Source organism: Bradyrhizobium sp. SZCCHNRI3052 (assembly GCF_032484895.1).
Lineage (GTDB): Bacteria > Pseudomonadota > Alphaproteobacteria > Rhizobiales > Xanthobacteraceae > Bradyrhizobium.
Map to the genome: position 1 here is coordinate 158,705 of NZ_JAUETW010000011.1, position 20,990 is coordinate 179,694.

The following is a 20,990-nucleotide window of genomic DNA, read 5'->3' on the forward strand; positions in this document are numbered from 1 at the left end:
GCGGCTCGGCTTTCCCATTTGGCAACGGCCGGGCACCGGCGCGGCACGCCACTCCGGAGCATCGCAGGATGACCTTGTCCGCTGCCCAGCTTGCGCTCGGCTCGCTGTCCGGCTCTTTCGTCGGATTCACGCTCGGCCTGATCGGCGGGGGCGGATCGGTGCTGGCCGTGCCGCTCATGGTGTATCTGGTAGGCGTCGGCAATCCCCACGTCGCGATCGGCACGAGCGCGGTCGCCGTAGCGATCAACGCGGCGGCCAATCTCGCCAATCATGCCCGCTCCGGGAACGTCAAATGGCCTTGCGCGCTGGTGTTTGCTGCAACGGGCGTGGTCGGCGCCTTCGCTGGCTCGACGCTCGGCAAGATGGTCGACGGTCAGAAGCTGCTGCTGCTGTTCGCCCTGGTCATGATCGTGATCGGCCTCTTGATGCTGCGCAGGCGCGGCACGAACAGCCAGCTGGACGTCAAGCTTTCGCGCGACAATCTGTTGCCGCTCTTGGCATTCGGTTTCGGCACGGGAACACTGTCCGGCTTCTTCGGCATCGGCGGCGGCTTCCTGATCGTTCCGGCTCTGATGTTTGCGACGGGCATGCCGATCCTCTACGCGATCGGCTCCTCGCTCGTGTCCGTCACGGCGTTCGGACTGACGACCGCAGCAAACTACGCGCTGTCGGGACTGGTCGACTGGGCGCTGGCGGCGACCTTTCTCGTCGCCGGCATCGCCGGTGGCCTGGTCGGTGCGAAGCTGGCGGCTCGCCTGTCCGGTACGCGCGGCACCCTGAACAAGGTGTTTGCCACGGTGGTATTCGTGGTGGCGGCTTACATGATCTATCGGAGCTGGTCGGCACTCGGCCACTCCGCATAGCCTGGCATGAGCCGGAGGCCGGCATCGAGGCCGGACCGGCGCGCCACGTCCTCGCAGCGCGCCCGGACCTCAACTCGACGCGGGCCCGCCTATGCCGCGTTGCTGCCTTCCTGACGGCTGGCTTCGAACAAGAACCAAGTGCGGCGCTCGGTCTCGTCGATGAAGGTCTCCAGCAATCCCGCGGTGGCGGGATCGTCATTGTCGTCGCACAGCCCGTGCGCTTTCCGCATCGCAGCCGCGACGTGCTTGTTGTCCTCCATCAACTCCCGCAACATCTCGCGCGGCGGCACATACTCCTCGTTGTTGTCCTTGATGGTCTGCAGCTTGCTGATCTGGCTGATCGATTTCAGCGTGGTGCCACCGAGCTTGCGCACGCGCTCGGCGAGCTGGTCCGTGGTGGCAAAGATCGCGTCCGACTGCTCGTCGAGCATCTCGTGGTAGTCATGGAAATGCCGTCCGCTGACGTGCCAATGGAAGTTCTTGGTCTTCAGATAGAGCGCAAAGGCGTCCGCAAGCAGCGTGTTCAATGCCGTCGAGATCTTGTTCACGGCATCCGGGGACAGATCGGTCGGGGTATCGAGCTCGGGGGCGGTCTTGTCGGTCTTTGCTTTACTCACGGCTTGGCCTTCCTGTTAGAAGCAGCGATGGACACGGATGATCGGACCCGTTAACGCTCGCTGACCCCTCCAGTTCCGATCAAGGAACTGTGTTTGCCGGAACCCGCCATGGACGACTGGATCGATTATTACGATTCCACGCACACGATCTATGCGAGCAAGCTGCATCGCGACCTGCACTTCGAGGGGATCGCGCGCGACATCGTCGGCTATATTCCCTCGCCCGACGCAGTCGTTCTCGACTATTCCTGCGGAGAGGCCCTGTCGGCCGCCAAGGTCGCCGACGCCTGCATGACGCTCATCCTGGCCGAGCCGGCGCCGGGCGTGCGCGGCCGGCTGATCGCGCGCTTCGCCCCCAACACCAAGATCCGCGTGCGGTCGCTGGACGAGCTGCGCAACATGCAGGAAGGCTCGATCGACCTCGTGGTCATGAACTCCGTGGCCCAGTACATGAGCGAGGCGGAATTCGATGCAGCCCTGGCCGTGATCAGGCGGCTGCTGAAGCCGTCGGGAAAGTTCGTCCTCGGCGACGTCCTGCGTCCGGACGTCGGCATGGGCCGTGACGTGCTCGCGCTGCTGATGTTCGCGGCGCGGGACGGCTTCCTCAGGGATGCCCTGGTCGGGCTGGTCGCCACTGCCCTGTCCGATTACCGGCAGTTGCGGACCAAGGTCGGCCTGCAGCGCTACAGCGAGGCCGAGATCCTGGCACGGCTGAAGAAGGCCGGCCTCTCTGCCGTCCGGGCGCCGAAGAATATCGGCCACAATCCCTGGCGCATGACCTTCGTGGCGCAGCCGGCAATGGGAACCGTGTGACCGGCCGAGCCGACCAACCCCACGCCGTGGCCCAACATCGAGCAACCGGATTAGGGTTAACTGAAACACGGGCTGGCTCACGCGGCCGTGAGAGGTAAGATCACCCCCGGCCCGGTGGCGGAAGCTACGACGCGAAGAGCGGTGCAACGCTCTTGAACCTGGTTCAAGTCCAGGCCGGGCCTCCAGCCGTCGCTGCTGCGCAGCTTCGGCTCGGCGAGCCAGCGACGGCGCCGTGCCCCTCAGACCCTCTTCGGCCAAATTGGCCGTTGATTTCGGCCCAAAACCCTTTTCGCTCAGAGGAAACTGGTCTAAAGACCGCTCGCGCGCGAGCAATGGTCGCGCCTTGGCCTTCGGGGACGCGCGGCACGCGCGCCCTTTTTTTGTGCCCAATTCCTGCCCGTTTCTTGCCCGTGAGCTTGAATGCCGAAACGAACCGACATCTCGACCATCCTGATCATTGGCGCCGGTCCGATCGTGATCGGCCAGGCCTGCGAATTCGACTATTCCGGTACGCAGGCGGTGAAGGCGCTGAAGGAGGAGGGCTATCGCGTCGTCCTCGTCAATTCCAATCCGGCCACGATCATGACCGATCCGGAATTGGCCGATGCGACCTATATCGAGCCAATCACGCCGGAGATCGTCGCCAAGATCATCGAGAAGGAACGCCACGTCATCCCCGGCGGCTTCGCACTGCTGCCGACCATGGGCGGGCAGACCGCGCTGAACTGCGCGCTGTCGCTGCGCCGGCAGGGGACACTGGAGAAGTTCGACGTCGAAATGATCGGCGCGACGGCTGACGCGATCGACAAGGCCGAGGACCGCCAGCTGTTCCGCAATGCGATGGAGAAGATCGGGCTGCAGACCCCGAAGTCGCGGCTCGCCAATGCGTCGGCGCTGAAGAAGCAGTATCGAGACAAATACTTGGCCGAGCGCGAGACGCTGTCGGGCGCCGCGCGCGACGAGCTCGACCGGCAATGGACGCTCGGCGAGAACGAGCGCCGCAAGCGCTATCAGGAGCATGCGCTGGGACAGGCGCTGATGGCGCTGTCCGAGATCGGCCTGCCCGCGATCATCCGTCCCTCCTTCACCATGGGCGGCACCGGTGGCGGCATCGCCTACAACAAGGAAGAGTATCTCGACATCATCGAGCGCGGTCTCGATGCCTCCCCCACCAACGAAGTGCTGATCGAGGAATCGGTGCTCGGATGGAAGGAGTACGAGATGGAGGTCGTCCGCGACAAACACGACAACTGCATCATCGTCTGCTCGATCGAGAACCTCGATCCGATGGGCGTGCACACCGGCGACTCGATCACGGTGGCGCCGGCGTTGACGCTGACCGACAAGGAATATCAGATCATGCGCGACGCCTCGCTGGCGGTGCTGCGCGAGATCGGCGTCGAGACCGGCGGCTCCAACGTGCAGTTCGGCGTCAACCCGGCCGACGGCCGCATGGTCGTGATCGAGATGAATCCGCGCGTGTCGCGCTCCTCGGCCTTGGCCTCCAAGGCGACCGGCTTCCCGATCGCCAAGGTCGCGGCCAAGCTCGCGGTCGGCTACACGCTGGACGAGATCGCCAACGACATCACCGGCGGCGCGACCCCGGCCTCGTTCGAGCCGACGATCGACTACGTCGTCACCAAGATCCCCCGCTTTGCCTTCGAGAAATTCCCGGGCGCCTCGACCACCTTGACGACCTCGATGAAGTCGGTCGGCGAAGTCATGGCGATCGGCCGCACGTTCCAGGAAAGCCTGCAAAAGGCGCTGCGCGGCCTGGAGACGGGCCTCACCGGCCTCGACGAGATCGACATCGAGGGGCTCGGCCGCGGCGATGACAAGAATGCGATCCGCGCCGCCCTGGGCACGCCGACCCCGAACCGCCTGCTCCAGGTGGCGCAGGCGATGCGCCTCGGCTGGTCGGACGAGGACATCTTCAACTCCTGCAAGATCGATCCGTGGTTCCTGGCGCAGATGCGCGGCATCGTCGAGATGGAGGACAAGGTTCGCCGTCATGGCCTGCCGCCGAATGCCAGCGGCATGCGCACGCTGAAGGCGATGGGCTTCTCCGACGCGCGGCTCGCGGTGCTCGCCAACACCACCGAAGCCGAGGTCGCCGCCAAGCGGCAGGCGCTCGGCGTCCGTCCGGCGTTCAAGCGAATCGACACCTGCGCAGCGGAGTTCGCTTCGCCGACCGCCTACATGTATTCGAGCTATGAGACGCCGTTTGCCGGCGCTCTCGGCGACGAGAGCGCGCCGTCGGACAAGAAGAAAGTAATCATTCTCGGCGGCGGTCCGAACCGGATCGGCCAGGGCATCGAGTTCGACTATTGCTGCTGCCATGCCTGTTTCGCGCTGGCCGATGCCGGCTACGAGACCATCATGGTCAACTGCAATCCGGAGACGGTCTCGACTGACTATGACACCGCCGACCGGCTGTATTTCGAGCCGCTGACGGCCGAGGACGTGCTCGAGATCATCGCCACCGAGCGAAAGAACGGCACCGTGCATGGCGTCATCGTGCAGTTCGGCGGCCAGACGCCGCTGAAGCTCGCGCGCGCGCTCGAAGCCGCCGAGGTACCGATCCTCGGCACCTCGCCGGAAGCCATCGACCTGGCCGAGGACCGCGACCGCTTCAAGCGCATCCTCGACAAGCTGCATCTGAAGCAGCCGAAGAACGGCATCGCCTATTCGGTCGAGCAGGCGCGCCTGGTGGCGGCCGATCTCGGCCTGCCGCTGGTGGTGCGCCCATCCTATGTGCTCGGCGGCCGCGCGATGCAGATCATCCGCGAGGACAACCAGCTCAGCGACTACCTGCTCGGCACCCTGCCGGAGCTGGTGCCGGCCGACGTCAAGGCGCGCTATCCCAACGACAAGACCGGCCAGATCAACACGGTGCTGGGCAAGAACCCGCTGCTGTTCGACCGCTACCTGTCGGACGCCACCGAGATCGATGTGGACTGCCTTTCCGACGGCAAGGACACCTTCATCGTCGGCATCATGGAGCACATCGAGGAGGCTGGCATCCATTCCGGCGATTCCGCCTGCTCGCTACCGCCGCATTCGCTCGACGAGGCGACCATCGCCGAGCTGGAGCGGCAGACCCGCGAGCTGGCGCTCGGGCTCGACGTCGTCGGCCTGATGAACGTGCAATATGCGATCAAGGACGGCACGATCTACGTGCTCGAGGTCAATCCGCGCGCCTCGCGCACGGTGCCCTTCGTCGCCAAGGTGGTCGGCACGCCGGTCGCCAAGATTGCGGCCCGGATCATGGCGGGCGAGAAGCTCGCCGATTTCGGGTTGACCAAGCGCGCGCTCAAGCATGTCGGGGTGAAGGAATCAGTCTTCCCGTTCGCCCGCTTCCCCGGCGTCGACACCGTGCTCGGCCCGGAGATGCGCTCCACCGGCGAGGTGATGGGCATCGACCGCTCGTTCGCCGTGGCGTTCGCCAAGAGCCAGCTCGGGGGCGGCACACGCGTGCCGCGCAAAGGCACGGTGTTCGTGTCGGTGCGTGAAAGCGACAAGGCGCGCATCACCGAGGTGGTGCGGATGCTGCACGAACTCGGCTTCAAGGTGGTAGCGACTTCCGGGACCCAGCGCTTCCTGACCGACCAGGGCGTGCCGACCGAGAAGATCAACAAGGTGCTGGAAGGCCGGCCACACATCGTGGACGCCATCACCAACGGCGACATCCAGCTGGTCTTCAACACCACCGAAGGCCCGCAGGCGCTGGCCGACAGCCGCTCGCTGCGGCGCGCTGCCCTCTTGCATAAAGTGCCGTATTACACCACTCTTTCGGGTGCCGTGGCGGCCGCGCAAGGCATCCGTGCCTATCTCGGGGGAGACCTTGAGGTCCGCACCCTGCAGAGTTACTTTTCCGAAAACTAATCGCAGCGCGCGGGCGAACGCCCGCTAAGCGGTTGGCAACAATCGGCAATAGAAGCTTTCAGGAACTCGCCGCCCCGTTCGATGTTGTACCGGCCTTTGACGGGACGGTCTTGCCGGGCCTTGAGGCTTTGCTTTGAGCCGCAAAGGCCTATTCTGAAGATGCTGATCGTGCGCGCCCCCGCCCGCACGACTGAAGGACGAGAAGAGATGGTGGAAAAGGTTCCCATGACTTCGATGGGCTACGCCGCGTTGGAGAACGAGCTCAAGCAGCGCCAATCGGTGGACCGTCCGCGCATCATCGAACATATCGCGGAAGCGCGTTCGCATGGCGACCTGTCCGAGAACGCGGAATATCACGCCGCCAAGGAAGAGCAGTCTCACAACGAGGGCCGCATCGCCGAGCTCGAGGACAAGCTCGCGCGCGCCGACATCATCGATGTGACCAAGCTCTCCGGCGACACGATCAAGTTCGGCGCGACGGTGACCCTGATCGACGAGGACACCGAGAAGAAGACGGTCTGGCAGATCGTCGGCGAGGTCGAGGCGGACGCCAAGAAGGGCAAGATCTCGATCACCTCGCCGCTGGCGCGCGCGCTGATCGGCAAGAAGATGGGCACTACCGTCGAGGTCATGGCGCCCGGCGGCGCCAAGTCCTACGAGATCGCCAAGGTCGAGTGGCGCTGAGGACCCGAGGCACCGGAGCGGTGCCTGTGACCGTTCGGACGAAACCAGGGCTGCGCGAAGGCGCGGCCCTTCGTCGTTTGGCCGGCCGCACTGCGGCACAATGGCGTTCGGCAGCACACGGTCAATTCATCGGGCTCCAGGCCACACGCCGGTGACGGGCTTTCGGGAATGAGCTAGTGCAGAACCGACGAGCCGTGCCGGGAGGATGGGTCCGGTCCGTCGCATCATGATGGCTTTGATTGGGGGATGATCGACATGGAGCAGATGTTCTCGAAATGGCAACCGGCTGTACTCAGCCTGTTTCGCTTCGTCACGGGTCTGTTGTTGTTTCAATACGGCGTGGCGAAGATCTTCAAGTTTCCAGTGCTTCCGTATTTCGCAAACATTCCGCCGCTCATCTATACGGCCGGCCTGATCGAGCTCGTGCTGGGCGGATTGCTGATGGTGGGTCTGCTCACGCGGCCCGTCGCGTTCATTCTGTCGGGTCAGATGGCCTTCGCCTATTTCCTCGGTCACATGTTCAAGACAGGTGAGCCGGTGTGGCTGCCGCTCCTGAACAACGGCACCGCGGCAATCGCATTCTGCTTCTCATGCCTTTATCTGGCGACGGCCGGCGGGGGTCCGATCAGCCTCGACGCGATGCTGCGTAAGAAGGCGTAGGCTTTCACTCACGGTCATTCCGGGGCGCCTCGAACGAGGCGAACCCGGAATGGCGGTGGGCCTAGCTGCGTCCCTTGACCTCGAGCGGCACCGCCGCCTCGTATTTCGAGTTGTGCAGCACCAGGGACGTTCGCACGTTGCGCACGTGAGGTGCCGCCGTCAGGTGGGTCACGAACTCCTGAAACGTCGCCATGTCCGGTGCCACGCATTTCAGGATGAAGTCCACCTCGCCGGACAGCATCCAGCATTCCCGCACCAGCGGCTCGGACCGCACGAACTCTTCGAACGCCTTCAGATCGGCGTCCGCCTGGCTCGACAGGTGGACCGAGGCGAACACGGTCACGTCGAAGCCGAGCTTGCGCGGGTCGAGCAGGCCCCGGTAGCCGGTGATGTAGCCTTCCTCCTCCAGGGTCCGCACGCGGCGCAAGCAAGGCGGCGGCGAGATGCCGACCCGCTTGGCGAGCTCGACATTGGTGATCCTGCCGTCGGCCTGAATTTCGCTCAGGATTTTGAGATCGATCTCATCAAGATTCTTGGACACGGGGATTGTGGGCTCTGGCGGAACAGGAGGAGGCGCAGGGGGCGCCGGGCGACGATGGGCAACTCTCTTAGCGCAAGCCGGTCAATCCACGCAATTTTATTGCTTTAGATTTCCCCTGTTGACCGGCTCGTGAAGGGAAAATTCGCCGAGATGCGTTGCAATTCTTGCATAGCTTGCCAGATGGCTTAGACTTGGATTTGACATTTTCGATGGGGCTTCGGAGCGTTTCTTCAGCGCATTCCGCTCGCTGCGTCGGTAATCCTCCCTTTTCCAGCGAGTCTTCGGCCACATGCAAGCTCCGATCCATGCCAAAGTCGTCATCATCGGTTCCGGCCCTGCTGGCTATACGGCGGCGATCTACGCGGCACGAGCTATGCTGGAGCCGGTGCTGATTCAGGGCATCCAGCCAGGCGGCCAGCTCACCATCACCACCGACGTGGAGAACTATCCGGGATTTGCCGACGTCATCCAGGGTCCCTGGCTGATGGAGCAGATGGAAAAGCAGGCGACGCATGTCGGCGCCCAGATCAAGACGGACCTCGTGACCAAGCTGGAGCTGGGACAGCGTCCGTTCCGCCTGACCTGCGACTCCGGTGACGTCTACCTCGCCGAGACCGTCATTCTGGCGACCGGCGCCCAGGCGCGCTGGCTCGGGCTGCCGTCGGAGGAGACGTTCAAGGGCTTCGGGGTCTCGGCCTGTGCGACCTGTGACGGCTTCTTCTATCGCGGAAAGGAGGTCGTCGTCGTCGGCGGCGGCAACACCGCGGTCGAGGAAGCGTTGTTCCTGACCAATTTCGCATCGACCGTCACCGTCGTACACCGGCGCGACCATTTCCGCGCCGAGCGCATCCTGCAGGAGCGGCTGTTCAAGCATCCCAAGATCAAGGTCGTCTGGGACAGCGCCCTCGATGAGATCTGCGGCGCCAGCTCGCCATCCAAGGTCACGCATGTCCGGCTCAAGAACGTCAAGACCGGCGCGCTCACCGAGCTGCCCGCCGATGGCGTGTTCGTTGCAATCGGCCACGCGCCGGCAACCGAGCTGGTCGCGGGGCAACTGAAACTGAAGCCTTCCGGTTACGTCGAGGTGGCGCCGGGCTCGACCGCGACCTCCGTTCCCGGCGTGTTTGCGGCCGGCGACGTCGCCGATGAAACCTATCGGCAGGCGATCACCGCAGCCGGCATGGGCTGCATGGCCGCCCTCGAGGCCGAACGCTTCCTCGCCCACGCCGCGAGCGAACGCGCCGCGGCGGAATGAACTGACGATGCCACGATCACGGGATGGATTTACGGATATGGATTGGGACAAGCTGAAGGTGTTTCACGCAGCGGCGGAAGCAGGCAGCTTCACGCATGCCGGGGAGCAGCTCGGGCTGTCACAATCGGCGGTGTCGCGCCAGGTCAGCGCGCTCGAGCAGGAGCTCGCAGTCTCGCTGTTCCACCGCCACGCCCGCGGGCTGATCCTGACGGAGCAAGGCGACCTCCTGTTCCGAACCGCGCATGACGTCTTCATGCAGCTGCAGGCGGCGCGCGCCAAGCTGACCGATAGCCGCGAGCGCCCGAGCGGCGACCTGAAGATCACGACCACGCCGGGCGTCGGCATCAACTGGTTGATCCCGCGACTCGGAGAATTCACCGCGCTCTATCCGGAGATCCGGATCTCGCTGATCGTCACCGACGAGGAGCTTGATCTGTCGATGCGCGAGGCGGACGTGGCGATCCGCACCCGCAAGCCGACCCAGCCCGATCTGATCCAGCGCAAGCTGTTCGCGATCAGCTTCCACGCCTATTGTTCACCGGAATATGTCAAGCGCTTCGGCACGCCGCGCACGCTCGACGAGCTCGATGATCATCGCATCATCATGCTGGCCGACGGCCAAGTCGCGCCGCATCTCCAGAACCGCAGCTGGCTGGTCGATGCCGGCCGCAACGGCTCCGGTCCGCGCGAGGCCTATTTCAGGGTCAACAACATTCTCGGCCTGGTCCGCGCCTGCCAGCAAGGACTCGGCATCGCCGCGCTGCCGGACTACCTCGTCGAGGAAAACAGCCGTCTCGTGCAATTGTTTGGGGAGTCGGATTCGATCCAACTCGACACCTACTTCGTCTATCCCGAGGAATTGAAAACGGTCGCTCGCGTTCAAGTGTTCCGTGACTTCGTCGTGAGCAAAGCGCAGCGCTGGCCGGCGTAAGATTGTGCATGTCTGACATGCGGCTTGCATGGTTGCTGCGACGCCATGCGAGAGCCCATACTGAGGATGTGCTGAGCGTTGGCGTTGCGCATTGTCCCCCTCCTCCAGTGGCGCGAGCGTTCAGAAATCCCTCTTGGAAGGTGATTGTGTCGGCCGCTTTGGCCAATACCTCCAGCCGGGCTCATTTGGGCCCGGCTATTTTTTTGCCGAATGTTTCCGTGTCGTGCCCGATGCGGCGTTGACAGCATCGCCCGCACCGCGCATCTAGATCTTATGTCCACGTCTTCGCACGCCAAGTTGTCGTCGAAAAAAGCTCCCCTCCCGGGGACATGTGGACGCGCGCGCTAGAATCTCTCGAATTCACCGCCGCATCACCAGCCCCGCCGCGAGGACGGGGCTTTTTTTGCGTGTCCCGTCTCCGGCTCCTGCCAACCCAAGGAGATGGACCATGACCGACGTTACGACCCGATTGCAGGGCCTCTGGCTGCCCCTGATCACGCCGTTCCGCGATGGCGCGCTCGACGAACCATCCTTACGCAGTCTGGTTCGGCACTACGCCGCCAAGCGGATCGATGGACTGGTGCTCGGTGCCACGTCAGGCGAAGGACTGGCGCTGTCATGGGACGAGCGCGCCCGTCTGATCAGCGTGGTCCGGGACGAGCTCGACACCACCGGCCGGTCGCTGCCGATCTGTCTTGGTGTCGGCGGCGTGGCGACGGCCGAGGTGATCGAAGCGCTCGACCGAACCGCGTCATGGCCGATCGACTTCTATCTGATCTCGAGTCCGCCTTACGTGCGTCCGTCGCAGCGCGGCCTGCTGGCGCATTTCACCGCGTTGGCTGACCGCACCGCCCATCCGATCGTGCTCTACAACATTCCCTATCGGTCGGCGGTCGGCCTCGACAACGAGACGTTGCTGCAGCTCGCCGAGCATCCCGCCATCGCTGGGCTCAAGGATTGCTGCGCCAACCGCACGCAGACGCGCGACCTGATCACGCGCCGGCGCGCTGGCTTTCATATCCTGACGGGCGAAGACGCCCAGAGCTTCGATGCGCTGCAGGCCGGTGCCGACGGCGCCATCCTGCTCTCGGCGCATCTGGAGACCGAGACGTTTGCCGCAATCCTGCAGCACGTAAAGGCCGGCCGTCACGACGCGGCAGCAGCGTGCTGGGCGCAGGTCGAGCATCTCACGCGGCTGCTGTTCACCGAGCCGAGCCCGGCCCCGGCCAAGTACTGGCTGGCGCGGACCGGCGTCATTGCGAGCCCCGAAGTGCGGCTGCCGATGGTGGAGGTTGGCGACGACCTCGCCGCACGGCTGGATCAGCAGATCGAGCGGCGCCAGCCGACGACCACGCAGAACCGCGTTGCCTGAGCACGCCCCAACCTATTCGCCGGCTCTGCCTTGCCGTCCCGATCGGGACGGCCAGGCAGAGCCGCGCCACCGCTGCGGAGCCGGAGCAGAATCTCCGTGGTTAATCCGAGCTAACAAACGCGATCAAAAGCGGCGCAGTCCGCAACCTCGTGTTTAAAGATGTTCCGCTATGGATGTTGAAAACATCAAAGAGCGCGAGGGCGTCGTGGCTTTGCAGGATCATCCATACCCTGAGCACCAGGGGTTCAGCGTCGAAGACATTCTCTGGGCGGTCGGGATCTGGTCCGTCATCCTGACCCTGACGCCGGCAATCGCCTTCTATTTCCTGATGGTTGCCTGACCTCGCCGCGCCCTCTCGCGCGGCGCGAGGTCGGCACTCACGCCAGATCGTGTGACCCGACGCAAAAAACGCGCGGAAGACCGCGCGTCGATGCCTCATCTGATGCCGTGATCAGGCCGCCTGCTTGTGCATGGCGCCGTTGGCCGACACAGTCCCGCGAATCGCCCGCACCGAACGCTCGATCGCAGCCCAGAGGCGTGCGATCTCGGCCGCAGCCCGGCCCTCCGCATAATATTCCCGCACGCCTTCACCCTGGCCCAGCGCCATCAGCAGATCGGCGCGGTTGGTGATCTGGCCGCCCCACACCGGGGCCTTGAACTTCGCCAGCGCCTCGCGGGCGATGGTGACGATCGGGCTTTCGGCATCGTCGCGGCGCGCCGGCGCGCCATTGAGAACGACCGCGTAGGGCTTGCGCGCGGCGCGGCAGGTCTGGATCGTCTCCTGTACCGCGTTGACGTCGAACACGCCGGGGCGGGCCGGGATGATCACCATGGTCGCGTTCTTGATCGCATCCTCGACGACGGCCGAGATGGTCGGCGGCGTATCGATCAGCACCCATTCGACGCCGTCGCGGCGGGCGGCGGACACGATCGCGCTCACCGAGTTCACGGCCGTCTTGATCGGCGGCTCGTTGGTGCCGCGCAGCTTGTGCCAAAGCGTCAGCGACCCCTGCGGGTCGGCATCGATGAGCAGACAAGACTTGCTGGACTTGATCTGCGCAGCGAGATGGGCGGCCAGGGTGCTCTTGCCTGAACCGCCCTTACGCGATGCGAAAACAATAACGTTCATACCTTGGCCTCCAGATTGACCCCGGCAGCGAAAATGAATCAGCGGACTGATTCGCGGAAGATAAATTTAGCGATCGATAAGACGTAACTCCTGATTGCCGAAACGCATTGGTTTTTGAGTCACACCAAAGCAGGCAAAACAGCAGATCAGGCCGCGATGTTCGACAACATCCGGTCATGCCCCATCGCATTTACATGTTGAGGCTGCGCGTCGAGGACCGCCATCATTCCCGGTGCCGCCAAATGCGGCCATCGGCATCGCTCAGGTCGCGTCCGGTCGCGTCGACTTCTTCGATTTGCCGGCGCGCGCAGTGACCGGCTTCCTGGTGACAGGACGAATGCTCATCGGCCGCTCCGCGCGGCCCGATGACGCTGTCTGGCGCTCTGGCGGCCCGAATTGGGCGCTGCATGGCGGCGATAGCTCGGCCTTGCGGCGGACCATGCAGGCGGTGACACGATCGACATCGGGAATGTCGGAACTACAAAGCCGGAACGCATCGCCTGTGCACGCCTGCTCCTGCTCGGCGGTATAGGCCCGTGCGGTTACGGGGACTAACAGCGCGGCTATAGCGATCAGTACGGCAGAGATGCATGGATCGAGATCAATCCCTCTCATCGCCCCCTCCCCCTCGTTGCCGCCAACTGTGATTGAAGGAGACCGGATTCGCAAGCAACGGCGCCACGCCGTGCTACCGATCCGGCGCAGCAAAACCGCAAGCGAGCGCACGACCCGGCGATATATCCGTCGAAATACGGAGACCGGGCTCGGGCTTCCGCGACCAAAGCTCTGCGCCCACGCCCCGGCCCTGCGCGAGAGGTCGCGACGGGGCTGCAAATCACGGCGCAGGATCAATGGGGCGCGGAGCACGGATGGAGGTGAGCTTGCGAACGGCACAGCGATGGGGGTGGCCATGGTACAGTTGGGTGGGCTCGAACCACCGACCTCCTGTTCCACAGACAGGCGCTCTAACCAACTGAGCTACAACTGCATCCGCATGGGACGGCCCACGAGGGGGCGTCCGAACGGGCCGGAAACTAGGTGCAACGGGCGAATTTGGCAAGGCCGAGAACGGATAAAGTCCCCTGCCGTGACGGCGTTTTTTGGACGCGGCTTCGGCCCGAACGAGCCCCCGTGCAAACGGTGAGCCCCAGAAAGCAAACCCGGCCGCGAACGCGCCCGGGTCATGGATCTCCCGCCGTCCATGCCGGCACACGGCCGTACCGCGCACCCGGCGAGACTTGAGGCTGGCCCTCAGGCCGCCGTCTTGAACAGCTTGGTGGCGCTTTCCTTGATCGGCTCGACCGTCTCGGCCGCAACCTTCTGGCCGAGCTCGCCGAGCTCCTTGGCCTGGGCCGTGAAGGTCTCGAACTGCTTGCGCGCGAAGCCCGTCCACAGCTCCATCGCCTCCGACGGCGACTTCACGCCGAACAGCTCCTGGGCGAAGTCGAGCGAAGCCGTGGTATTGGCCTTCGTGAATTCCATGACCTTTGACGAGTAGGCGCCGGCGCCCTTGCTGGCGTTGGCGAAGAAGGCCTCGATGGCCGAATTGTGGGTTTCCGCTGCGTCCTTGAACTTGGCGTAGTTCTCGCGGGCCTGCGACACGCCTTTTTCGGCGAACGCGCGCACCTGTTCAGGGACCTCGAACGGGATGATGGACGCGGAGAAAGGATCGGTGGCATTGGTCATGGCATGCATCCTTCGAAACATTGAGACTGGACCGTCCCGGCAATCGGGACGTCACTTCGGATCACGCAGAGGAACCGCCCCTGGGAGGTAACAACCTCGCGTAGAGCTATATCGTGGCGCTTTTGTGCAACGCAACGGAAATTCCACTATCAGGAACTGTTTGCCGCACCCGCTTCCAGATTTTTCGGGAGCGGAGAACGTTCGGTCAGGCCTTAGGCTTTGTGGCGTCGATCGCAACCTTGCCGATGGCCTGCCCCATTTCGCTTGCCTGCTCGGCGAGCGACCGCATCTGGCCCTGAACAAATTCGCCGTGCAGCCGCAGCACCTCGGGCAGGTCCTTGGCGTGCACCAGCGATTGGGCGTAGTCGAGCGACGACTGGACGTTCTTTTCAGCGTAGGACAAGACCTTGGCGCCGATGTCCTTGGCCCCGGCCCGCACCGTCGTGCTGCGGTGTTCGAGCGAGCCGGCCGTCGCCTCCGCTCCAGCCAGGAACTTCTCGAACGTCTGACGTGCCTGGTTGAAGCCTGCCGCCGCCATCGCCCGCATGTCTTTCGGAATCTCGAATCGTCGCCCGTCGTCGGTCATGGTTCCCTCCTTCTGACGTCACGATTGGCTGCGCCCTTAGCGCCTCGTCCTCGCGGTGACCGTCCCGTTGCCCGCGCAGCTCTCGACCTGCCCAGGTATCATCGTGGTCCCCAACAGGGGGTTCGCCGCGATTCCGCGCGCTGCGGCCCACGAGGAACACATTAAGGTTATCCAAGCTTTAGCAGGACAGGAGCGCGGCCCCGCCGTGGACCTCGGCCCTCAAAACGCGCGATAGTAACGAATTCTTAACGCGACCAGTTCCGACAGCCGATCCGTCGGCCGATCAACATCACAAGAGCCATTTGCCGTCGTCGCCCATGACCTACGCCGATCTCGAATTGCAGGCCCTCAGCGACCCCCGGCTGGCCGTCCACGCCGCCGGCAGTCTGCCGGCCTGGCTTTGGTCGGCCGATGGCAGCCGTGTGCTGTGGGCCAATGCGGCCGGTGCGCGCGCCCTCGGCGCGGCGAGCGCAGCGGCGCTGATCGCTAAGGCGCTCGGCCCTGCCGACGCGCATCGTCGCCAGGTCGCTCAATTGGGACGGCGGCTGCCCGAGACCGGCGCCGTGCGGCTCGAACGTCTACGTGGTTTCGGCGCGCCGCTCGGCACGCTCGCGACCTGCGGCTGCGCCCGGATCGATCTGCCGGATGGCACGCGCGCGGTGCTGATCACCGGCACCGACGGGGGTGGACGTAGCTTCCCCCTGGCGGATCGCCTGAAGCGGCTCGTGGAGACGAGTGAGCATGCGCTGATCGCATTCACCCAGGACGGTCAGTTCGCCGGCATCAGTTCAGCCGGACGGCGCCTGTTTGGCATGCGCGACCTGAGCGAGCCGGATTTCGTCGGGATACGCAGGGCGGCGCTGGCCGATGGCATGGCCGAGGTGGCGTTCGGCACGGAGCGCGCAGCGCTCTACCGCATCGGCAGCGGCAACCAGGTTGGGCTGGTGGCCGTCCCGATGCCGGCCCCTGCCGAGGAGATCGAGGCGCCGGGCACGGCGCCAATACCTGAGCCAACCGCGGATGCCGCCCCGGCATCACCACCCCCCGTGGACGTTGCCGCTGGGCCCGCGGTCGTGACTTCGCCTCCTCTTCCGATGGATGCAATGACTGAACGCCAAACCGACGACGAATCCCCCGCGCTGTCGAAAGCGCCGGCCGAGTTCCTGCTGATCGACGATCCGGCCGAGGCCGACCTATTCAAGGCGTCGGCGCCGCAAACGGAAGATCACGCGCATCCTGCCGATTCCGGCGCGGCCGACCCTTCAGTCGGCCGCCGCCATCCGCTCCGATTTTCCTGGCAGATGGATGCCGAGGGACGGTTCTCGATCGGCTCCGATGAATTCATCCGCCTGATCGGGCGGCACAGCGCCGCCAAGCTCGGCCGTCCCTGGCATGAGCTCACTGCATCGTTAGGCCTCGATCCCGAAGGGCGGGTCGGTGCCGCGATCGAAACGAAAGAGACCTGGAGCGGGATCGTCGTCAGCTGGCCCGCCGAGGGCGAGCGGCTTGCGGTCGAATTGTCGGGACTGCCTGTCCTGACGGACGAAAGAACCCATGCCGGCTATCGCGGCTTCGGCGTCTGTCGCGACCTCGACGCCCTGGACCGGCTGGCCGCACTGCGTCGCCCCGCATCGACCGATGCAGCCGCGACCGATGCTCCGGACGCCGACGAAACCGAACCTGCCCAATCCGACCATGTGCAGGCCGCAGATGTGCCGCCGCAGCAGGACAACGTCACTGCGTCATCGCGTGAGGCTTCCATTGCGCCGGACGTACACCACATCGACGGTATCGGGCTCGAAACGACCGGGAACGTGGTCCCGTTCCGCGCTCCGGGCGAGTCCAAGCATCCGGTGCTCACGCCGGTGGAGAACAGTGCGTTCCATGAACTCGCGCGTCAGCTGTCGGCCCGGCTCGAAGGCGAGATCCGCAACTCAGCCGCGGGCGTCGCGAGTGCGGCGCTCGAGCCGGGATCGCGCGTGAGCGATCCGTCGGTCCCGCCGCAGCAGCAGGCTCCGTCGGCGACGGAAACGGCGACCGATCATGGCGCGGAGCTGCAGACCGAATGGCTCAGCCCCGAGGAGCCGCCGGCCCAGGGCGACAGTCAGCGTGACCGCATCCTGCTCGACCTGCTGCCGACGGGCATGCTGATCTACCGGCTCGATCGTCTGCTCTATGGCAATCCGGCCTTCTTCAGGCAGATGGGCTACGCCGATCTTGCGGCCCTGGAGCAGGCAGGCGGGCTCGATGCGCTCTATGTCGAGCCGGGCGTGTCGTCCGCGTCGAACAAGTCGGAGGCCGGCACCCCCGTCACGATCTCGGCCGCCGACGGCTCCTCCAGCGAGGAGGTGAAGGCGGAAGCCCGCCTGTTCACGATCACCTGGGACGGCGATACCGCCCATGCCCTGATCTTCGCTCCGGCGCCCGGCACCGCAGCCGCGGTTCCGACGGCCGCCGACGCCGCACCGATGTCGGCGCAGGCCTCGGCTGCACCGGCCCCCCTGGTCGTGGCCCCGCCTCCGGCCGCCGGCCACGCCGAAGCCGAAGATCTTGCGGCGATCCTCGACGTCACAGCCGAGGGCATCCTGATGTTCGACGCCGGCGGCAACATCCACGCCTGCAACCGCAGCGCCGAGGCGCTGTTCGGCTACGATGGCGCGGCGCTGGTGCGCCGTAACCTGATTGAGCTGTTCGCGCCGGAAAGCGCCCGCCTCGTGCTCGATGACCTCGACAGCGTGCAGCAGGCCGGCGCGTCGAGCGGGCTCGATCAGGGCCGCGAGGTGCTCGGGAAGGTCGCTCAGGGCGGCGTCATTCCGTTGTCGATGGCAATTGGCCGGACCCGGCCCGGCGGTCCGAATTTCTTTGCCGTGTTCCGCGACCTGTCGCAACTCCATCGCGGCGATAGCGAGTTGCTGCAGGCTCGTCGCGTGGCCGATCGGGCCGCCAACGCCAAGGCCGACATGCTGGCCCGGATCAGCCACGAGGTGCGCGCGCCGCTGAACGCGATCATCGGCTTTGCCGAGGTCATGATCGGCGAACGTTTCGGCACGATCGGCAACACGCGCTACGCCGAATACATGAAGGACATCCGCGCCTCGGGCGAGCGCGTCGTCTCCCTGATCGACGATCTCTTGGAGCTGTCGCGCATCGAGACCGGCAAGCTCGAGCTCACCTTCACCAGCCAGAACCTCAACGAGCTGGTGGAGAACTGTGTCGCAGTGATGCAGCCGCAGGCCAACCGCGCCCGCATCATCATCCGCACCTCGCTGTCGCAACTGCTGCCGCCGGTCATCGCCGACACAAGGGCGCTGCGCCAGATCGCGATGAACCTGATCTCGGCCTCGATCTCGCTGGCAAATCCCGGCGGCCAGGTCATCGTCTCGACCGCGCTGACCGATTTCGGCGAGGTCGCGCTGCGCGTGCGCGACACCGGTCATGGCCTGAACGATCAGGAGGTGGCCGCCGCGCTCGAACCGTTCCGTGCGCCCTCGGCTTCCGAGCAAGGCCCCGATGGCGCCGGTCTCAGCCTGTCGCTCACCAAGGCGCTGGTCGAAGCCAACCGGGCGCAGTTTCATATCAAGGCGGCGCCGAAATCCGGCACGTTGATCGAGGTGGTGTTTCCCCGCGCCGTGGCGCGCAATCAGAGCACTGGTTGAGCCGATCCCGCCCGCCGCACGGCCAGTGACCGACGCTTGAGACCGAGCAGAAGCGGACCGAACACCAGGACGAAGCCGGCGAATGCGACGATCCAGGCCAACGCCGCGACGTGCAGCAGCACCTCGCCGTGCGCCGGCGCCACTGCGGCGCAGATCCGCGTCACCGCTGCGATGATGATCGCCAGATAGATCGCCTGGGTCGCGGGCGCGGCCGTCAGCGCCTGGCCGGTGTGGCCGAGCGTGGCCCGCGTCATCACGGAAAGCGTCGTGATGCCGGCGGCTCCGACCATCCAGGCATGCAGCCCGGCGCTGGGCAGAATCCATCCGAGGCTGGCGGCCGCCGTGAGCAGGAAGCCGAGCGGAACGAACATGTAACCGACATGCAGGATGACCAGCAGCCGTTCGCGCAAGGTGCGATCGCCGGCCCAGCGCGCGAGCCTCACCACATGCAACATGCCGGCCGCAGCCAGCGCGAGCGCGGTCGGCGCGCTCTCAGGAACCAGGATCCAGCCGAGCAGGCTCAGCGCGCTGAACAGCACGACCGCGATGTCGAAGCGGCCGAACGGCGCCGGCAGCCGGCCGGGATTGTGCTTGACCAGCCAGTTGCGCGTGAAGCTCGGCGTGATGCGGCCGCCGATCAGCGCGAGCAGCAGCACGATCACGGCAACGCCGACGCGGATCGCGTAATCGGCCGAGCCACGCAGATGGGCCTCGACGTGGAAGGCGATGTTGCCGGCGCACAGCACCGTGACGATCGCGACCACCGGCAGATTGCGCCAATTGCGCCCGGCGACGATCTCGCGCGCCGCGGCCAGGACGACGAGCACGAGGAAGCTCGCATCGATCAGCAGCGCGGCCCACCAGGGACCCAGCGCCGACACCGTGACGGCCAGTCGTCCGGCCGTCCATACGAGCACCAGGGTGAGCAGCGGCAGGCCCCGGATCGGCAGCCGTCCGGTCCAGTTCGGGATCGCCGTGAACAGGAAGCCGGTGACGATGGCCGGCAGGTAGCCGTAGAGCATCTCGTGCACGTGCCAGTCTCGGGGGACAAAGCCCGAGCTCAGCTTCAGCTCACCGTAAAAGGCCGGGAGCCAGATCAGGATCGCCAGCGCAGCCTGGAGCGCGCCGAGCAGGAAGAACGGCCTGAACCCGTTGGCGAGGACGGTCCAGCCCTGATAGTTGCGTGGAATGGCCATGTGCATGCTCGCTCGATGAAGGACGGGAACCGCACCGATCTCGGCGCTGTGCTTAACATGTAGTTGCGCGTCGCCCACTATGGCTTGCGCCAGCACAAACTTCCGACGGATCGCAAAAACGTGCTATTGAGCGCCGCAAAATTGAGCCGAATCCGGCCCCGGAGAACATCATGGCTTCCATCGACCGTTCGCTGGTCGCGCATCTGCCGCTGTTTGCAGGGCTGTCCGCTGAGGATCTCACGGACGTGCTGCGGGAGGCCCGCTCCCTTCGCGTCCCCCGCAACGGCGCGGTGTTCGAGCAGGGCGCCGATGCGACCTCGTTCTTCCTGCTGCTCCACGGTCATGTCCGCGCCAGCAAGACGACGCCCACCGGCGACCAGATCGTGGTGCGCTATGTCGTGCCAGGGGACACGTTCGGCGTCGCCCCCGCCATCGGACTCCAACATTATCCGGCGACAGCGACCGCCGTCGATGACAGCATCGTGCTGGCCTGGCCGTCCGCCTCATGGCCGCGGCTGGTCGCGAAGTTCCCATCGCTGGCGGCGAACACGCTGCAGACGGTCGGCCAGCGGCTGCAGGAAAGCCATGCGCGCGTGATCGAAATGTCGACGCAGCAGGTGGAGCAGCGCATCGCGCATGCGCTGCTTCGGCTCGCCAACCAGGCCGGCCGCAAGCTCGATCATGGCGTGCAGATCGATTTCCCGATCAGCCGGCAGGACATTGCGCAGATGACCGGGACGACGCTGCACACGGTGAGCCGCATCCTCTCCGGCTGGGAGCAGCTCGGCCTGGTCGAAAGCGGCCGTCAGAAGATCGTCCTGCGCGAGCCGCACAAGATAGTGCTGCTGGCGCAGCAGGGCGCCGGCGACGCGGCCGCATCCCGCACCTGATCACGTGCAGGCACACAGGGCCGCGAGGAACGCGTCGGGATCGACGCCATGCTCGTGGCAGGCATCCGCGACGTTGTGAAAACAGGCGATCGGGCAACCGACGCAACGCATCTGGAAAGCAAGAAAGACGCCGATCGTCTCCGGCCTTCGCCGCATGACATCGTCGACCAGTTCATCGAAGGAGATTGGCATGCGCGCCTCCATTCCAGCGCGAACGGTAGCGGGC

At 65.2% G+C, this 20,990-nt stretch carries 19 protein-coding genes and 2 tRNA genes; 12 read left to right on the top strand and 9 right to left on the bottom strand.

Annotation, left to right across the window (positions count from 1 at the left end; translation table 11 throughout):
• Positions 1-68 precede the first annotated feature (68 nt).
• Entirely contained in the window at positions 69-863 is a 795-nt protein-coding gene (locus QW887_RS26200) for a sulfite exporter TauE/SafE family protein (RefSeq protein WP_315717515.1), read from the top strand.
• Between the two features lie 89 nt (positions 864-952).
• On the opposite strand, the gene QW887_RS26205 is transcribed toward QW887_RS26200, so the two are convergent.
• On the bottom strand, positions 953-1,480 hold the full coding sequence (locus QW887_RS26205; protein ID WP_315717516.1) for a DNA starvation/stationary phase protection protein: 528 nt from the start codon (positions 1,478-1,480) through the stop codon (positions 953-955).
• Positions 1,481-1,588: 108 nt separating this feature from the next.
• Here QW887_RS26205 and QW887_RS26210 point away from each other — a divergent pair, with 108 nt between their 5' ends.
• The 5 genes from QW887_RS26210 (at position 1,589) to QW887_RS26230 (ending at position 7,522) form a co-directional block, all read left to right on the top strand.
• Positions 1,589-2,293: a class I SAM-dependent methyltransferase gene (locus tag QW887_RS26210; RefSeq protein ID WP_316166902.1), complete on the top strand. Its 705-nt coding sequence runs from the start codon at positions 1,589-1,591 to the stop codon at positions 2,291-2,293.
• A 108-nt stretch (positions 2,294-2,401) separates the two neighbouring features.
• Positions 2,402-2,478: transfer RNA gene (locus QW887_RS26215), tRNA-OTHER, on the top strand.
• Between the two features lie 235 nt (positions 2,479-2,713).
• Positions 2,714-6,178, top strand: a complete 3,465-nt coding sequence (carB, locus tag QW887_RS26220; RefSeq protein WP_315717518.1) for a carbamoyl-phosphate synthase large subunit — start codon at positions 2,714-2,716, stop codon at positions 6,176-6,178.
• A gap of 207 nt (positions 6,179-6,385) precedes the next feature.
• Positions 6,386-6,862 (top strand): transcription elongation factor GreA, encoded by a 477-nt coding sequence (gene greA / locus QW887_RS26225; RefSeq protein WP_315717519.1) that lies wholly within the window; start codon positions 6,386-6,388, stop codon positions 6,860-6,862.
• Between the two features lie 255 nt (positions 6,863-7,117).
• Positions 7,118-7,522 (top strand): DoxX family protein, encoded by a 405-nt coding sequence (locus tag QW887_RS26230; protein WP_315717520.1) that lies wholly within the window; start codon positions 7,118-7,120, stop codon positions 7,520-7,522.
• Between the two features lie 61 nt (positions 7,523-7,583).
• Here the strand turns inward: QW887_RS26230 and QW887_RS26235 are convergent, their stop codons facing one another.
• The gene (locus tag QW887_RS26235; RefSeq protein WP_015664493.1) at positions 7,584-8,063 is read right to left on the bottom strand and encodes an Lrp/AsnC family transcriptional regulator; all 480 of its coding nucleotides are present in this window, start codon (positions 8,061-8,063) and stop codon (positions 7,584-7,586) included.
• Positions 8,064-8,352: 289 nt separating this feature from the next.
• On the opposite strand from QW887_RS26235, the gene trxB reads away from it, so the two are divergent.
• The 4 genes from trxB (at position 8,353) to QW887_RS26255 (ending at position 11,961) form a co-directional block, all read left to right on the top strand.
• Complete coding sequence (trxB, locus tag QW887_RS26240; RefSeq protein ID WP_315717521.1) at positions 8,353-9,318, top strand: thioredoxin-disulfide reductase; 966 nt, start codon at positions 8,353-8,355, stop codon at positions 9,316-9,318.
• A 7-nt stretch (positions 9,319-9,325) separates the two neighbouring features.
• Positions 9,326-10,249, top strand: a complete 924-nt coding sequence (locus QW887_RS26245) for a LysR family transcriptional regulator (protein ID WP_315717522.1) — start codon at positions 9,326-9,328, stop codon at positions 10,247-10,249.
• A gap of 448 nt (positions 10,250-10,697) precedes the next feature.
• The gene (dapA, locus tag QW887_RS26250) at positions 10,698-11,621 is read left to right on the top strand and encodes a 4-hydroxy-tetrahydrodipicolinate synthase (RefSeq protein WP_315810592.1); all 924 of its coding nucleotides are present in this window, start codon (positions 10,698-10,700) and stop codon (positions 11,619-11,621) included.
• Between the two features lie 169 nt (positions 11,622-11,790).
• Entirely contained in the window at positions 11,791-11,961 is a 171-nt protein-coding gene (locus tag QW887_RS26255) for a hypothetical protein (RefSeq protein ID WP_315717524.1), read from the top strand.
• A 111-nt stretch (positions 11,962-12,072) separates the two neighbouring features.
• Here QW887_RS26255 and QW887_RS26260 read toward each other — a convergent pair whose 3' ends face one another.
• The 5 genes from QW887_RS26260 to QW887_RS26280 all read right to left on the bottom strand — a co-directional run bounded on the left by QW887_RS26260 (position 12,073) and on the right by QW887_RS26280 (position 15,022).
• Positions 12,073-12,750, bottom strand: coding sequence for a ParA family protein (locus QW887_RS26260; RefSeq protein ID WP_231327589.1), 678 nt, complete (start codon positions 12,748-12,750; stop codon positions 12,073-12,075).
• A 261-nt stretch (positions 12,751-13,011) separates the two neighbouring features.
• Positions 13,012-13,365: a hypothetical protein gene (locus QW887_RS26265; RefSeq protein ID WP_316195334.1), complete on the bottom strand. Its 354-nt coding sequence runs from the start codon at positions 13,363-13,365 to the stop codon at positions 13,012-13,014.
• Between the two features lie 296 nt (positions 13,366-13,661).
• Positions 13,662-13,738 (bottom strand) — tRNA-His (locus QW887_RS26270).
• A 263-nt stretch (positions 13,739-14,001) separates the two neighbouring features.
• Positions 14,002-14,436 carry a phasin gene (locus QW887_RS26275; RefSeq protein WP_316186055.1) on the bottom strand — a complete coding sequence of 145 codons (435 nt, stop codon included), beginning with the start codon at positions 14,434-14,436 and terminating at the stop codon, positions 14,002-14,004.
• A gap of 205 nt (positions 14,437-14,641) precedes the next feature.
• Entirely contained in the window at positions 14,642-15,022 is a 381-nt protein-coding gene (locus tag QW887_RS26280) for a phasin family protein (protein WP_316186054.1), read from the bottom strand.
• A gap of 317 nt (positions 15,023-15,339) precedes the next feature.
• Between QW887_RS26280 and QW887_RS26285 the strand changes: the two genes are divergently transcribed.
• Entirely contained in the window at positions 15,340-18,678 is a 3,339-nt protein-coding gene (locus QW887_RS26285) for a PAS domain S-box protein (protein ID WP_316186053.1), read from the top strand.
• On the opposite strand, the gene QW887_RS26290 is transcribed toward QW887_RS26285, so the two are convergent.
• Positions 18,663-19,874, bottom strand: a complete 1,212-nt coding sequence (locus QW887_RS26290) for an NnrS family protein (protein ID WP_316166891.1) — start codon at positions 19,872-19,874, stop codon at positions 18,663-18,665. The two genes, QW887_RS26285 and QW887_RS26290, sit on opposite strands and share 16 nt — an antisense overlap.
• 170 nt (positions 19,875-20,044) lie before the next feature.
• On the opposite strand from QW887_RS26290, the gene QW887_RS26295 reads away from it, so the two are divergent.
• Positions 20,045-20,764, top strand: coding sequence for a Crp/Fnr family transcriptional regulator (locus QW887_RS26295; RefSeq protein ID WP_316186052.1), 720 nt, complete (start codon positions 20,045-20,047; stop codon positions 20,762-20,764).
• Here QW887_RS26295 and QW887_RS26300 read toward each other — a convergent pair whose 3' ends face one another.
• The gene (locus QW887_RS26300) at positions 20,765-20,968 is read right to left on the bottom strand and encodes a DUF1858 domain-containing protein (protein ID WP_409999240.1); all 204 of its coding nucleotides are present in this window, start codon (positions 20,966-20,968) and stop codon (positions 20,765-20,767) included. It lies immediately after the preceding gene.
• Between the last annotated feature and the right edge of the window lie 22 nt (positions 20,969-20,990).